At 51.0% G+C, this 14,020-nt stretch carries 15 protein-coding genes; 10 read left to right on the forward strand and 5 right to left on the reverse strand.

Annotation, left to right across the window (positions count from 1 at the left end; translation table 11 throughout):
* Positions 1–156 precede the first annotated feature (156 nt).
* Positions 157–1,083, reverse strand: coding sequence for a DNA glycosylase (locus DW757_RS10835; RefSeq protein WP_118751711.1), 927 nt, complete (start codon positions 1,081–1,083; stop codon positions 157–159).
* 316 nt (positions 1,084–1,399) lie between these two features.
* Here DW757_RS10835 and DW757_RS10845 point away from each other — a divergent pair, with 316 nt between their 5' ends.
* From DW757_RS10845 to DW757_RS10885, 9 genes are all read left to right on the forward strand, one after another.
* The gene (locus tag DW757_RS10845) at positions 1,400–1,888 is read left to right on the forward strand and encodes a zinc ribbon domain-containing protein (protein WP_118751713.1); all 489 of its coding nucleotides are present in this window, start codon (positions 1,400–1,402) and stop codon (positions 1,886–1,888) included.
* 180 nt (positions 1,889–2,068) lie between these two features.
* On the forward strand, positions 2,069–2,470 hold the full coding sequence (locus DW757_RS10850) for a thioesterase family protein (RefSeq protein ID WP_008399202.1): 402 nt from the start codon (positions 2,069–2,071) through the stop codon (positions 2,468–2,470).
* A gap of 84 nt (positions 2,471–2,554) precedes the next feature.
* On the forward strand, positions 2,555–3,346 hold the full coding sequence (locus DW757_RS10855; RefSeq protein WP_118751714.1) for an MBL fold metallo-hydrolase: 792 nt from the start codon (positions 2,555–2,557) through the stop codon (positions 3,344–3,346).
* Positions 3,343–3,720, forward strand: coding sequence for a VOC family protein (locus DW757_RS10860; RefSeq protein ID WP_118751715.1), 378 nt, complete (start codon positions 3,343–3,345; stop codon positions 3,718–3,720). Before DW757_RS10855 ends, DW757_RS10860 begins: the two co-directional genes overlap by 4 nt.
* A gap of 113 nt (positions 3,721–3,833) precedes the next feature.
* Positions 3,834–5,108 (forward strand): dihydroorotase, encoded by a 1,275-nt coding sequence (locus DW757_RS10865; protein WP_118751716.1) that lies wholly within the window; start codon positions 3,834–3,836, stop codon positions 5,106–5,108.
* Positions 5,105–5,923: an HAD family hydrolase gene (locus tag DW757_RS10870; RefSeq protein WP_243033608.1), complete on the forward strand. Its 819-nt coding sequence runs from the start codon at positions 5,105–5,107 to the stop codon at positions 5,921–5,923. Before DW757_RS10865 ends, DW757_RS10870 begins: the two co-directional genes overlap by 4 nt.
* A gap of 117 nt (positions 5,924–6,040) precedes the next feature.
* Positions 6,041–7,540 carry a 4-alpha-glucanotransferase gene (gene malQ / locus DW757_RS10875; protein WP_118751717.1) on the forward strand — a complete coding sequence of 500 codons (1,500 nt, stop codon included), beginning with the start codon at positions 6,041–6,043 and terminating at the stop codon, positions 7,538–7,540.
* A 121-nt stretch (positions 7,541–7,661) separates the two neighbouring features.
* Complete coding sequence (locus DW757_RS10880) at positions 7,662–8,306, forward strand: hypothetical protein (RefSeq protein ID WP_118751718.1); 645 nt, start codon at positions 7,662–7,664, stop codon at positions 8,304–8,306.
* Positions 8,307–8,345: 39 nt separating this feature from the next.
* Positions 8,346–8,555 (forward strand): zinc ribbon domain-containing protein, encoded by a 210-nt coding sequence (locus tag DW757_RS10885; protein ID WP_008399215.1) that lies wholly within the window; start codon positions 8,346–8,348, stop codon positions 8,553–8,555.
* A gap of 153 nt (positions 8,556–8,708) precedes the next feature.
* Here the strand turns inward: DW757_RS10885 and DW757_RS10890 are convergent, their stop codons facing one another.
* From DW757_RS10890 to DW757_RS10900, 3 genes are all read right to left on the reverse strand, one after another.
* Positions 8,709–9,383 (reverse strand): peroxiredoxin, encoded by a 675-nt coding sequence (locus tag DW757_RS10890; RefSeq protein WP_118751719.1) that lies wholly within the window; start codon positions 9,381–9,383, stop codon positions 8,709–8,711.
* A gap of 257 nt (positions 9,384–9,640) precedes the next feature.
* A complete protein-coding gene (locus DW757_RS10895; RefSeq protein ID WP_015573407.1) occupies positions 9,641–9,841 on the reverse strand; it encodes a DUF378 domain-containing protein in 201 nt (66 codons plus the stop codon).
* A gap of 162 nt (positions 9,842–10,003) precedes the next feature.
* Complete coding sequence (locus tag DW757_RS10900; RefSeq protein WP_118751720.1) at positions 10,004–11,290, reverse strand: L-serine ammonia-lyase, iron-sulfur-dependent, subunit alpha; 1,287 nt, start codon at positions 11,288–11,290, stop codon at positions 10,004–10,006.
* 128 nt (positions 11,291–11,418) lie between these two features.
* Between DW757_RS10900 and DW757_RS10905 the strand changes: the two genes are divergently transcribed.
* Positions 11,419–12,363, forward strand: coding sequence for a LysR family transcriptional regulator (locus DW757_RS10905; RefSeq protein WP_008399221.1), 945 nt, complete (start codon positions 11,419–11,421; stop codon positions 12,361–12,363).
* A 169-nt stretch (positions 12,364–12,532) separates the two neighbouring features.
* On the opposite strand, the gene DW757_RS10910 is transcribed toward DW757_RS10905, so the two are convergent.
* Positions 12,533–13,540 (reverse strand): uroporphyrinogen decarboxylase family protein, encoded by a 1,008-nt coding sequence (locus DW757_RS10910; RefSeq protein WP_118751721.1) that lies wholly within the window; start codon positions 13,538–13,540, stop codon positions 12,533–12,535.
* Positions 13,541–14,020 lie beyond the last annotated feature (480 nt).

Genomic DNA, 14,020 nt, shown 5'->3' on the forward strand with positions numbered 1-14,020 from the left:
AATTCTTACCAAAAAGGAGTCATTTTCTTCCAAAGACACAAACTTTTTTACACTACCCTTTAGCTAATTCACTCATCTTCTTGCATAGAAAAGCACCCCGGCCTGCTCCCCTAGATTACAGGAGGCAGGCGGGGCGTTTTTCTGCCCTCGTATTTTCTACCTCACCTTCCCTCTCCTCACCCTCTCATAATAGAATATATACTGCTGCATAACCCCCGCATACCCCTTGTACATGCCAAAGTGATCGGCAATCATTTCCTGATACAGCTTGGACTTTGGAAGGGAGTCATATTTTTTCTTCCGTTTCCTGTAATATTCCGCCATCAGGATCTGCTCGATCCAGGTGTCCACGGGAAAGGCCTCGATATGGTGAAGGCCGAACAGGCAGATACAGTTGGCAACCTTTGTTCCGATTCCGTAAAAGCTGCCAAGATAGGTCATGGCCTCGCCGTAGCTCAGCCTCTGGAGCAGTTCCAAATCCAGTTGCCCCTCCACAGCATCCTGGCAGAGGCGAAAAATATACTTGGCCCGGTACCCCAGCTTCAGCTCCCGCAGTTCTGTCTCCGATGCCGCTGAGAGCTGCGCCGGGGTCGGGAAGCTGTACCAGACGACGGTATGCTCCCCTTCGTCATCGTTTACCACTGTTTCATGCCGCGTCCCATAATTTCTGCTTAAAGATTCCACTGCCTCCCTGATCTTTGGTATGGTTTTCTGCTGTGAGATGACAAAGGTGATAATCATCTCCCAGGGATCCTGATTCAGAATTCTTATGCCGCTTCCGGCCCGGGCTGCCTGCGACAGATAGGAGTCTCTCTTTCTGACGGAATTTATGTAAACCCCATAATCGTGTTCCAGATCAAAGTAGTGTTCCCAGAAGTGCAGCTCTTCCTCATCACAGCAAAAGGTGAAAGACCGTTCTGCTGCATGGTCCTCGCCCGGTCCCTGAACAATCTCCAGGTAATGCTCCCCGCTTATAACAGAAAAACGCCTGTCCTGCAGCTTCGCCATGCGGAAGGACTGGCCGGAATCGGCGATCTGTCTCAAATCCATATAAGAAATTTTCTTTTGTATTCTATGTACCATTGTCTGCTTCCTTTCACGTATCGGCTGTCGCTGTCAGCTCTTATCTAGTTATAACAGCGCCTCTGGCGAAATACAAGAGGTTTTGAGAGTTTAGCCACCAGCTGACCTGGAATGGCATGGAAACAGAGATGGGACAGCCTGGCAGAGAGGAAAAGAAAAAAGGCAGAGAAAGAGGGGGAGAGAAAAAAGGAGTGAGAAAAAAGGGAAGAAAAAAGGGAGAGAAAGGGGACAGAGAAAAGACCGGGGGAAAGGCAGAAGAAAGAAAAGCGCAGGCTTCTGATAAAATTATAGAGGAAAATCGGTTGCGAAACCCGGTATGATTTTGTATACTTGTATCAGATTTTTTCGGACAGGCATTCAGACGTCAGAAGGGCTGGGAATGCGGCAAAGAGGAAGGAGAAACATGATTTTTATAGGCGGGATCAGCTCGGCTGTAAAGCAGCTTAATTACCTGAAAACGGTTATCTGCAGCAGATGCGGCGGATACGGGAGATACCAGGTTTTCATGACATACACCTATTTCAGCTTCTTTTTTATTCCTGTTTTTAAATGGAACCGCCAGTTCTATGTAAAAATGTCCTGCTGCGGTTCTGTCTTTGAGCTGGATCGGGAAGTGGGAATGAAAATCCTGAGAGGGGAGAGCGTGGATATACGGGAGGAAGATCTGACGCTTATAAAAGCGGGCGGAAGGAGCTTTGAGCTCTCCGATTTTGAGGAGGAGCGCACCTGCCCCGGATGCGGAGCCTCTGTCTCTGAAGATTATTCCTACTGCCCCTACTGCGGAGAGCCCCTTGACAGAAGGTAAAAACGGAAATTCTCCAGAGAATACTCTGTTTTGCAGGCATCCAGCCGGCAGGATGAGAGCAGGGGTCAGGCCTTTTGAGCGCCACAGCGCCAACCGGAAGATTGACAGCAAGAGCTGAACCTGCTGAACATTTGGGACAGCAGGACAGATAAATAGAATCAGAAAAGCAAAGAGAGGTAAATGAACATGTTAGAAGTGGGAATTAAGGGCAGAGAAGAAGTTATGGTGACAGAGGAGAATTCAGCGGCAGCAGTTGGCAGCGGCCTTTTACCGGTCTTTGCGACGCCGGCTATGGTGGCGCTGATGGAGCAGACCTCCTGGAAGTCTGTGGCACCGTACCTCAATGAGGGAGAGGGAACCGTGGGAACCAGCTTAACGATCTCCCACAGCTCTGCGACACCTCTGGGAATGAAGGTGTGGTGTGAAAGCGAGCTTACAGAGGTAGACAGAAGACGCCTTGTGTTCCATGTAACCTGCTACGATGCTGCAGGCGTAATCGGTGAGGGAACCCATGAGAGATTTATTGTAGGCAATGAAAAATTCCTGGCAAAAGCACAGGCGAAAAAGGATGCAGAAAAATAAATGCAGAGATAACGGCGGCGGGCGAAGAGATGTCCGGCCGCCGTTTTTCGAGAATCGTTGTATTTTTTACAGGTGTCCGTTATAATGAAAACAGATGCAGGGTACAGGCTTTGGCGCAGGTTTGTGCAGGCAGATCTATCAGGAGGAGAGAAGATGAAAATTACCTATATCCACCACAGCGGCGTTTCCGTGGAGACAGAACATGCAGTGCTGCTGTTTGACTATTTTAAGGGACAGCTTCCTGCATGGGATGAAAAAAAGCCGCTGTTTGTGTTTGCCAGCCATTTCCATGAGGATCACTACAGCCCGGTTATTTTTGAGCTTTTTGAGGACAGGGAGGACGTGCATTATATTCTCTCAAAAGACATCAGGGGACGGAGGATTCCCCCCAGGGCAGAGGAAAAAATCCGGTTTGTGAAGCCAGGGGAGGTGTTTGCGTCTGCGGCAGACAGAGAAGGAATCACTCTGCGGGTTCAGACCTACAAATCCACAGATGAGGGAGTGGCCTTCTGGGTGACTGCAGACGGACAGGAGATTTACCATGCAGGAGATCTGAATAACTGGTGGTGGGAGGGGGAGGATAAAGCCTGGAACCATAATATGGCCGCCAATTACAGGCGGGAGGTGGAAAAAATCGCTGCCGATCACCCGGAAGGGGCAGATGCGGCATTTATCCCTCTGGATCCCCGGCAGGAGCAGTGGTTCTACCTGGGAATGGACGATTTCCTGCGCCGGGTAAAGGCAGAGACTGTATTTCCGATTCACTTCTGGAAAGACTATACAGTTGTAAAAAAGCTCAGAGAGCTTCCCTGTAGCGAGCCGTACCGCAGCAGGATTAAGGAGATTGAGAGAGAAGGAGAGGAGTTTGAGATATGAAATTCACATTTGCACACAACAATTTCAACGTCATGAATCTGGAGAAATCCCTGAAATTTTATGAGGAGGCCCTGGGACTTAAGGAGGTGCGCAGGAAGGAGGCAGCCGACGGCAGCTTCATTCTCGTGTATCTGGGGGACGGTGTTACCTCGCACCAGCTTGAACTGACCTGGCTCAGAGACTGGGAAAAGGACAGCTACAACCTGGGAGACAATGAATTTCATCTGGCTTTTGAGGTGGATGATATGGAGGAGGCCCATAAAAAGCATGAGGAGATGGGCTGCATCTGCTTTGAGAATCCTTCCATGGGGATCTATTTTATCGCAGATCCGGACAACTACTGGCTGGAAATTGTGCCGAGGAAGATGAAATAGCAGAGGAACCGTCTGGTCAGCAGAGAGAAAGACGAGATTAAATCACGACACAAAAATTAAAAAATAAAAATTAAAATAAAAGCAGAAAACGAAAATCAGCAGAGGAATATGGGATGATAATTAAACATGGCCGGATGATTGATCCGGGAAGCGGTTTTGACGGAATCGCAGATATTGTTATAAAAGACGGGAAAATAGAAAAAATTTACAGAGACGGCGAGAGCTGTCCGGAGCCGGAGGAGGGGGAAGAGATCGTTGACGCCTCAGGCCTGGTGGTGGCTCCGGGACTTGTGGACGTGCATGTGCATTTCAGGGACCCGGGACTCACCTATAAGGAGGACATTGAGACGGGAGCTGCAAGCGCCAAGGCAGGGGGCTTCACAACCGTCGTCATGATGGCAAACACGAAGCCTGTGATTGACAATGAGGAGACGCTCAGGTATGTGCTGGAAAAGGGCAGCCATACGGGCATCCATGTGCTCTCAGCTGCCAATATTACCCGGGGAATGAAGGGGAAGGAGCTCACGGATATGGAAGCCCTGAGGGAAGCGGGGGCAGCCGGGTTTACGGACGACGGAGTCCCGATTATGGATGTGAAGCTCCTGATGGAAGCCATGGAGAGGGCAAAAAAGCTGAATGTGCCCCTGAGCTTTCACGAGGAGGATCCGGCGTTTATTACCAATAACGGAATCAACAGAGGAGAGGTCTCCGAAAAGCTGGGGATCGGCGGTTCTCCCAGAGTGGCGGAGGACTCCCTGGTGGCAAGGGACTGCATGATTGCCCTGTATACGGGGGCCTGCGTCAATGTCCAGCATATCAGCTCCAGGAACGCAGTGGCTGCAGTGGCCATGGCGAAGACCCTCGGGGCAGATGTGTGGGCGGAGGTGACGCCTCACCACCTGACTCTGAACGAGACGGCAGTGCTGGAGCACGGGACACTGGCCAAGATGAATCCCCCTCTCAGAACTGAGGAGGACAGGCTCGCACTGATCGAGGCTCTGAAGGCCGGAACCATCGATATGATTGCCACGGATCACGCGCCCCACAGCAGAGAGGAGAAGGATAAGCCCCTTGTGGAGGCTCCCAGCGGCATTATCGGCCTGGAGACCTCCCTTCCTCTCTGTGTGACAGAGCTGGTGAAAAAAGGCCATCTCAGCTATGTTCAGCTTTTTGAAAAAATGTGCCTGAACCCGGCAAGGCTGTACCGCCTGGATGCGGGGTATCTGGCAGAGGGAGGACCGGCAGATCTGGTAATCTTTGACGACTCCCGTCTGTTTAAGGCAGGGCCTTTTGTATCTCGCTCATACAACTCCCCGTTTACGGGAAGGGAACTGTTCGGAAAGGTGAAGATGACGATCTGCAGCGGAAAGGCGGTATACAGGGATTGACAGAGAGAAACATGGGAGAAGAAAGCCAGGGGAGCGGAAAGCTCGGAAAAGCAGACAGGAGAAAAAAGCGCTACCGGGCCCTGTTCTTAGATCTTGACAATACTCTGCTGGACTTCGACGCCTCGGAGTCAGAGGCCTTTAAAAAGGTTCTTGTCCGGTTCGGAATGAAGCCGGAGGATGAATTTGTGCGGGAGTACCACCAGATTAACCGCCAGTGCTGGGAGCTCTTTGAGGAGGGAAAGCTGGAAAAGAGTACGGTTCTGATAAGAAGGTTTGAAATTTTCTTTTCCGGACACGGCAGAGGGGAGGTCAGTTCAGAGGCGGAGGCTCTCTACCGCGCCTTCCTGGGAGAAAGCGCGATTCTGATACCGGGGGCCCTGGAACTGTGCCAGGATCTGAGCCGGGAGTACCGGCTTTACGCAGCCACAAACGGGGTGGCGCAAACCCAGTATAAAAGACTTAAAAAAAGCGGACTGACGCCCTTTTTCTCCGGTGTATTTGTCTCCGAGGAGGCGGGCAGCCAGAAGCCTCAGAAGGAATTTTTCGATTACTGTTTTCGAAAAATCGAGGAGGCCTCCCTGGGAGCAGGGGAGGGCGGCGGCTGCAGCCTGGCAGGGGAGAAGGACAGACATCCGGTCAGGCCTGAGGAGGTACTTTTGATCGGTGATTCCCTCACCTCCGATATGAGAGGCGGGGAAAATGCGGGAATTGACACCTGCTGGTACAACCCGGGACGCATTGCAAACGACCGCGGAGCGGCGGTGACCATGCAGGCGGCCTCCTATGAGGAGATACGAAGCATACTCCTTCCGTGAGAGGGGTGAGGTAAAAAAATATGTTTCTTACCCGGATCGTAAGTCTGCGGGAGCCGATAGGCAAAAGTAAGCCGCGGCTGAAATGAAAACTGAATTATAACTACAGGAGAGTTACATATGACAACAATGCTGAAGCGGGGCGCGGGCATCCTTATGCCCATTTCCAGCCTTCCGGCTCCATATGGAATCGGCACCTTTGGAAAGAGCGCCTATGAATTTGCAGACAGTCTGAAACGGGCAAGACAGAGCTACTGGCAGGTGCTGCCCCTGGGACCCACCAGCTATGGGGACAGTCCGTATCAGTCTTTTTCTGCCTTTGCAGGAAATCCGTACTTCATTGATCTGGACGCGCTTCTTGAGGAAGAGCTTCTGACGAAGGAGGAGATTGACGCCTGCTACTGGTTGGACAGCGAGGAGGAGGTCAAATATGACGCGGTCTATTATTACCGCTTTCCGCTGCTGAAAAAAGCCTATGAGAGAAGCCGTCACGGGGAGACAGAGGAGTACCGGGCATTCTGTGCTAAAAACAGCCACTGGCTGGACGATTATGCCCTCTACATGGCTCTGAAAGGCCATTTCGGCAATAAAGAGTGGATGAAATGGGAGGAGCCCATCCGGCTCAGAAAACCGGAGGCTGTAAAAAGGTATGAGGAACTTCTGAGGGAGGAGATTGGCCACTGGAAGTTTCTGCAGTTTAAGTTTTATGAGCAGTGGGATCAGCTGAAGAATTATGTCAACGGGCTGGGCATCAGCATAATCGGCGACATCCCGATCTATGTGGCTCTGGACAGCGCGGATGTGTGGACCCATCCGGAGCTGTTCCAGCTGGATCCGGATACGCTGACACCCCTCAGAGTGGCGGGCGTTCCGCCGGATGCCTTTTCTGATGACGGCCAGCTCTGGGGAAACCCGCTCTACGACTGGGATAAAATCGAGGAAACCGGCTTTGCCTGGTGGAAGGACAGGATGAGGGCTTCTGCCAGACTCTACGATGTGGTGCGGATCGATCATTTCATCGGTGTGGTGCAGTATTATTCGATTCCCTACGGGGCAGAGGACGGAAAGACGGGAGAGTGGAAGCAGGGACCAGGAAAGAAGCTGACGGATGCCATCAATGAGGCGGCCGGGGACGCAAAGATCATTGCTGAAGATCTGGGAATCTTCTGCCCGGCGGTCAAGGAGCTTCTGCGGGAGACTGGATACCCAGGAATGAAAATCATCGAGTTTGCCTTCAGCGGCGACCGGTTTAACGAGCATCTGCCCCACTGTTATGAACCAAACTCCGTGGTTTACGGAGGAACTCATGACAATGAGACACTGGTGGGCTACTTTAAGCCGGAGGCAAGGCAGTGGTGGGAGCTGCAGTATATTGCGGATTATCTGGGAGCAGCACACCACGAGGAGGTGCCTGACAAGGTGTTCCGGGCAGCCTATGGCTCGGTTGCCAGTGTGGCAGTTTTCCAGATGCAGGATGTCCTCGGGCTGGGAAATGAGGCCAGAATGAATACGCCGGGAACGGTTGGAGGAAACTGGAAGTGGAGGATGAAGCCGGGAGCCTTCGGAGAGAGGGAGACAGGGTATCTGGCCTTCCTGGTAGACACATTCGGAAGGTTTTAAGGCCTGTGCCGGCGCGCGGCAGAAAGGAAAATGTCGCTTTTGCGGCCCGCCGCTGGCGGAGAATCCTGCGAAGCAGGATTCTTTCTTGGACGGGCGCTGACGGGAAAGGAGATGGACAGCCATGAAAAAGAGAGACAGATGGCTCATGACAGCGGCTCTGACAGTGGGAGTGCTGACCTTTGCAGCCGGCTGCGGAAGACAGGAGGAGACAAAGCCGGCGAGCGCCTCCCAGAGCGCTGTGGAGGAGGCAGAGGATGATACTTCGGAGACCTCCGGGACTTTGAGCCAAGAGGAAGAAGGAAAAACACAGGGAACAGAGACGGTTTCCGTGATGACGGGAATCGTTCTGGACGCTGCCATGAATTCCATTGTCATTCAGAATCAGGAGTATCCGGACGGAATTATTTTTTCCAAGGAGGATTCGGCGGCCAGCTTCACAGACGGCCTGACACTGGGGCTCGATGCCACCCTGTTCTACACAGGGAGGATTCAGGGAGACGATACCACAGAGACGGAGGTAGTCCTGGTGCGCGATGGCAGGGACGGCGATGACGGACTGGCGGCATTCCTTGTTTCCGGAACGGTGAGCGCAGTGAGCGGGGAGGAGCTTACAGTAGAAGCGGATGATAAGACAGAGGTTACCGTAAAAAGAGGCTCGGAGCTTATGGAGTTAGAGGGCGAGCCTCAGGAAGGCGACTTAGTGACCGTGCTTTATTCCTGCCCTGAAAGCGGCACAGAGCAGAAACAAGCAGAGCTGATCCGCTGATGAAACAGTCAGGCAGGCGGATTGGAAGGGAGGGTGAATATGGAGAAAATGCAGTACAGATGTCCCAAGTGCGGGGGCGGTGAGTATGTGAGCGATCAGTTTCAGGCCACAGGCGGAAATTTCGCAAAGATTTTTGATGTTCAGAATAAGAAATTTATTACGATCAGCTGCCGCAGCTGCGGATACACAGAGCTGTACCGGGCTGAGACGGACGGCGCTATGAATATTTTGGATTTCCTGATGGGATAGGCTGAGAAGAGAGACCTGGTGAAAAAGACCTGGTGAAAAAGGCTGCTGTAAAACGGAAGTTTGTGAAACCTTCCTTTTGCAGCAGCCTTTCTCCATATGTAGAATCGAGATATAACGGTTTTTCATTTCCGAAAGCGGAAAGTGGATAAAAAGCTAGCTCTCTTTTCTGAAATTCAGGAACCAGTCAAGAGAGTATTCACCCTCCGGTGTGTGTTCCATCCGCTCCTTGGCCTCATCGCAGGTAGTCGGAGAAGGGATCAGCACGTCATCTCCCGGACGCCAGTTTGCCGGCGTGGAGCAATGCTCGGCATCCGCCTTCTGAAGAGCCTGGACAGCCCTCTTGATCTCGTCAAAGTTCCTTCCCAGATTCAGCGGGTAATAGATGATTGCCCGGATCACAGACTGGGGATCGATGATAAATACGGCCCGTACAGCCTGGGTGCTGGACACATTTGGCTGAAGCATTCCATATTTGTGAGAAACCTTCATATTCAGGTCTGCGATAACCGGAAAATCCACATGCACGTGGTCAATTCCGTTCCAGGAAAGCTCCTCGATCCGGCGCACCCATGCGATATGGGAATAGAGGGAATCGACAGAGAGCCCGAGAAGCTCTGTGTTCAGGGCCCTGAATTCTTCTGCCATGGAGGCAAGGGTCATAAATTCTGTGGTGCATACCGGGGTAAAATCAGAGGGATGCGAGAAAAACAGCACCCATTTCTCCTTGTAATCTTCAGGAAAATTGACAGTTCCCTTTGTGGTAAGAGCTTTAAAGCTGGGAGCAGTGTCGCCGATCAGAGGCAGACGGTTCATTTCCATATCTTCCATGATATTCTCCCTTCTGGTAATTAATTTTTGATAGGTGTTATCCTGCGGAACTTAGCCCGAAAGCCGGCACAGCCTGTGATCGCCATTCGCTGCTCGCCTCGCGTGAGCAAGCTTTCGCAGGCTCGCTTGTGCTCATTATATCATTGTTGCATGGAAAAGACAATTACCTGGCTGGTGTTTAACAGCTGTGGAGCGGACAGAGAGAACAGGCAGGTGAAAACACCTGCCTGCCAGAGTGTACATTATAGGTTTTTTGCCTATTCTCTGCTGCCTAGTTTTCCGTAAAAGCTGATCAGGTAAAGTCCGCAAAGTCCTACAAGCGCGTAGATGATTTTGGAGACGGTCGAGGTACCGAACAGCCAGGCAACCAGATTGAAGCCGAAGAAGCCGATCAGCCCCCAGTTGACAGCGCCGATGATGGCGATGGTGAGAGCTGCTCCGCCTAAAGTTTTCTGCATACCCTATCATTCCTTTCCGTATGGAAGCCTGCCTGGCAGCATCAAAAATCCGGCGCAGACAAGAAACAGAGAGGACAGAAACTGTCTGCCGCAAACTCGGATCAGGAAGCCGCCAGGCTGTCCTTACAGCATAAGTTTACCCGGAATGGAGGAAGGCTATTCTTATTTGCCGAGCATAATATTTAAAATTTCCACATCTGTGGACCGCATGCCCTCGCGTCCCATCCGGCCGACACTCTCAATGGTTTTTTCTACATTTTCCATCACCAGCCCTTCGCCCGGCTGAAAGGAAAGGCCCTGGCGGGCAAGCTCCATGGCAGTGATGGCACAGTCTACGGCAGAAGCGATCTTCGCCGCGCAGGAGGGCTTGGCCCCGTCACAGACCATGCCGCCGATGGTGGCGATGGTGTTTGTGATAAGCCGGGAGATCTCCTCATATCCAGCGCCGAACATCCAGGCAATCCCTGCCCCTGCCCCGCAGGCTGCGCTGACGGCTCCGCAGTAGGCGGAGAGGCTTCCGATGTATTTTTTCTGGTGGAGGGCAATCAGGTTGCTGACGGCCAGAGCCCGCAGAAGCTGCTCATCGCTGATATGATATTCCCTGGCATATGCAATCACGGGAAGAGAAACGGTCATACCCTGATTCCCGCTGCCGGAGTTGATGACAACCGGAAGAGGACAGCCGCTCATTCTGGCATCAGAGCCGGCAGCCGCTGCAGCCCTGGCGCGGACAGCTATGCTGCCGGAGCCGTAAGCGTTCAGGAGAGTCCTGCCCACCTGGACTCCCCAGGGATTTTTAAGCCCTTCCTCGGAGATTGCCGTGTTGCAGGCGATCTGGCGGGAGAGGACAGGGCGGATGGCTTCAAGCTCCACCGATGCGGCATAGTCCAGGATATCTCTGACGTTCAGAAGCGATTTGTCCGGAAACAGGGACTGTCCCGGGGAGGAAGTGCCGTCCTGCTTTGGAGATGCAAAGAGGGTGCGGCCGTTTTTTGTGATTTTTGTAATATTGCTGTGAAAATTTCGGATTTCTACCTGGGCCCAGTCACTGCCTTTGCAGGCGGTGATGACAATGTACAGGTTTTCCACCCCCTCGACCAGCTCGCACCGGCAGAAACCCGAGGCGGTCAGGCGTTTCGTCTGTTCAATCTGTTCGGCCGTCACATCCTCCAGAACAGCCAGAACCTTTTCAGGATTTCCTCCCACAATGCCAAGAACAGCGGCAGTATCGATGCCCTTCATTCCGCCGGAATTGGGAACCGTGACGCCCTTCACATTTTTAATAATATTTCCGCTGCATGCTGTCACGCAGCGATCCGGCATGGTTCCCAGGACTTTCCGAACCGTTGCGCCCGCATAGGCGATGGCAATAGGCTCTGTACAGCCCAGAGCCGTAATAAGCTCTGTATTTAAAATTGCAGTATAGTGATCACAGATTGACTGGTTCATATCAATATCCTTTCTTAACAGAAATTATCGTTTGTCGGGGCAAGGGCTATGGTAAACATAATATACCTTGCTTTTTGCCTCTCCCAGCCGTATAATCGTTAGATAAAGATGGCGGGGAGGTGTGTTATATGAATTTTCTGAATCTGAAATATTTTATCGTGGCAGCCGAGGAGATGAATTTTACAAAGGCGGCAAAGCGCCTGTACATTTCCCAGCAGTCACTGAGCAACCACATTGCAAAGCTGGAAGAGTACTTCGGAGTTCAGCTTTTTGACAGAAATACGCCTCTGACGCTTACCGTGGCAGGGCAGAGGCTTCTCAAAAATGCCCAGCTGATTATGGACGTAAAAAAGCAGACAGAGCTGGAGCTTCAGGATATACGGGATTTCAGGAGCGCTGAGCTGACCGTGGGCATTCCAAACGCCAGAGGCTCTGTTATGCTTCCTCCTCTTATCACGAGGTTCCACCGGGAATTTCCTCAGGTTCAGCTCCATCTGATGGAAAAGACCTCCCTCGAGATCACCGAAGCCCTGTACAAGGGAAAGGTGGATCTGACCATAGGCTTTGAGCTGGACGATCCGGCCAATATCCAGACGGAAACGCTGCAGGAGGAGCATACCATGATTCTGGTGCCTGCCTGCATCCTGGAACAGTTTTTCACAAAAGAGGAAAGGCTTCAGATAGAAAGGCGGGAATCTCTGCCCATCGATGTGTTTAAAAACTGTCCGTTTATCAAGATGAAGCATCAGAACTGGATCGGCGCAGTATTTGAAAGGAGCTGCCGTGACAGCGGATTTTCCCCGGATATTGTCCTGGAGACGGCCAATATTATGACCATGATCTCCCTGTGTATTTCAGGCCTTGGAATTATCATAGTGCCCAAGGTATTCCTGGGGGAGAGCAGTCCCATGTATGCGAGGATCCGGCAGGAGAAGGCAAAGATGTTTGTCCTTGATTATCCATCGGCTCACAAGCGGATTACCGTCAACTATCTGAAAAATAAATACCAGACAAAGGCTGCCAGAGAATTTATCGCCATAGCAAAGCAGGTCATCGGCAGCGGCCTGCTGTGAGAAGAGGACAGAGAAACCGTTTCTCTGCCTCTTTTTTGATCTATGGGAAGGAACTTGTCTTGAAGCCGCGCCCCCGCAGTCCTTTTTATCATGAAAACAGGAAAATCCGCCTCATGCTCTGCAGGAGTATTCCCCGGCGGAACAGGAATGCACTGAACCGGGAACGCCATTAAATGTGATTCTGCATTTTCGACTCTACAAAATCCTTAGTGCGCTTTACATACTCTAGCATCTCATCATCCAGCGGGTAGCGGATGACGCAGCCGGGTGTGAGAATCTGATGGAGCCCCTTTAACTGCTTGAAGCTCTCGAAAATCTGGTGCTGAATGGCATTCTTGTTCCGGTTGGTTATGTCCATTCTCTGAAGGCCGCCCATCAGGCATTTTCCAGTCAGGCAGAAAGCCTCGTCCAGATCCGGCAGGGTTTCCCAGGCGTGCCAGTTAAAGACGGAAACGGGATAGTCCTTCAGAACCTCAAACATAATATTATTGCCGTGGGCGTGGAGGGTGTTAAGCCATCCGTCCCCGGCGGCTTCCAGAACTTTCAGGTCATAGGGACGCCCGTATTCCATATACTCCTCTGCCGTCATGGTATCATAGGAGCTCATCTGAGAGGCAAAGAAAATCCCGTCAGCCCCCAGACGGATAGCTTCTGCCGCCACCTCCATGGTAGTCTCCGTAATAATTTCAAGAGCTTTTTTGACCATCTCCCCGTGGCCGCTTCTGATGTGGGAGAGCATTTTCTTGCCGGACAGCTTATCGGCTGTGGTGGCAGGGCTGAATACTGTAAACACCACAGGCACATCCTCTCCTTTTACCTTTTGAAGGAGGAGCTCTAAGGAGGCAAGCTCTCTGTGCAGACTGCCCTCATGGCAGGAACACTTTTTCAGAGTGAGCCAGTCCTCAGGCTCATGGACGGGAGTCTTTGTGACTCTGGCCACACCGCCTCTCTCAATATCTGAATAGTCCACCTCACAGCCGAAATCTTCAATAGCATACATACCGTTATTCATGGTCTTGATGAAATCCACGTCATAGGTTTTATAAAATTCATAAGTCTTTTCAGCCAGAAGAACCGGATCCAGGTCAATACCGGGCATATGTGTCCAGAGCGAGTAGGGAAGACAGTCAGGCTTTTGGCCGGATACGGCGGCTTTGATGCGTTCTTTTTTTGTCATTTAGTTGTTACCCCCTGTATTTTTCGGATTTTATTTAATAGATTACTCTTGTGGTTAAGTATAGAAATAAAATAGTGAAAATGTCCAACAGATTTTCGGATAAATCCAACAACTTAAAGGTTGTGGGCGTCAGAAAGAATTGAAGATACATAATAACCAGACAAATAATTATGTATTGAAAATACAGCAGATATTTCTGCGAAAAATAAAGTAAAAAGACAATACTTACGAAAAACATCCTGAATAGTTATGAATATAGGAGAATAAAAAAGAGTAAACCGTGAAAACAGGAAATTTCTGTAAAATAACAGCTAACAGATTGTGAAGATAAAATAAAATAGTTGTTAGACAATAGTTTGATATTTTTTTATAATCATACTAATAATTTGAATATTTACTTAGAAACGGACTATATGGAGGGTATACGAAGGGGGAGTGATGAATTAATAGCGAAAAACGAGGATGTAACGCCGTGTTTTT

It is taken from the genome of Clostridium sp. AM29-11AC (assembly GCF_003480545.1).
Classification (GTDB): domain Bacteria; phylum Bacillota; class Clostridia; order Lachnospirales; family Lachnospiraceae; genus Otoolea; species Otoolea saccharolyticum_A.

Excerpts from the sequence above, each read along its gene's own strand:
- DW757_RS10835 (WP_118751711.1), bottom strand. The coding sequence starts at position 1,083 with ATGGTACATAGAATACAAAAGAAAATTTCTTATATGGATTTGAGACAG.
- DW757_RS10845 (WP_118751713.1), top strand. The coding sequence starts at position 1,400 with ATGATTTTGTATACTTGTATCAGATTTTTTCGGACAGGCATTCAGACG.
- DW757_RS10850 (WP_008399202.1), top strand. The coding sequence starts at position 2,069 with ATGAACATGTTAGAAGTGGGAATTAAGGGCAGAGAAGAAGTTATGGTG.
- DW757_RS10855 (WP_118751714.1), top strand. The coding sequence starts at position 2,555 with ATGAAAACAGATGCAGGGTACAGGCTTTGGCGCAGGTTTGTGCAGGCA.
- DW757_RS10860 (WP_118751715.1), top strand. The coding sequence starts at position 3,343 with ATGAAATTCACATTTGCACACAACAATTTCAACGTCATGAATCTGGAG.
- DW757_RS10865 (WP_118751716.1), top strand. The coding sequence starts at position 3,834 with ATGATAATTAAACATGGCCGGATGATTGATCCGGGAAGCGGTTTTGAC.
- malQ (WP_118751717.1), top strand. The coding sequence starts at position 6,041 with ATGACAACAATGCTGAAGCGGGGCGCGGGCATCCTTATGCCCATTTCC.
- DW757_RS10880 (WP_118751718.1), top strand. The coding sequence starts at position 7,662 with ATGAAAAAGAGAGACAGATGGCTCATGACAGCGGCTCTGACAGTGGGA.
- DW757_RS10885 (WP_008399215.1), top strand. The coding sequence starts at position 8,346 with ATGGAGAAAATGCAGTACAGATGTCCCAAGTGCGGGGGCGGTGAGTAT.
- DW757_RS10890 (WP_118751719.1), bottom strand. The coding sequence starts at position 9,383 with ATGGAAGATATGGAAATGAACCGTCTGCCTCTGATCGGCGACACTGCT.
- DW757_RS10895 (WP_015573407.1), bottom strand. The coding sequence starts at position 9,841 with ATGCAGAAAACTTTAGGCGGAGCAGCTCTCACCATCGCCATCATCGGC.
- DW757_RS10900 (WP_118751720.1), bottom strand. The coding sequence starts at position 11,290 with ATGAACCAGTCAATCTGTGATCACTATACTGCAATTTTAAATACAGAG.
- DW757_RS10905 (WP_008399221.1), top strand. The coding sequence starts at position 11,419 with ATGAATTTTCTGAATCTGAAATATTTTATCGTGGCAGCCGAGGAGATG.
- DW757_RS10910 (WP_118751721.1), bottom strand. The coding sequence starts at position 13,540 with ATGACAAAAAAAGAACGCATCAAAGCCGCCGTATCCGGCCAAAAGCCT.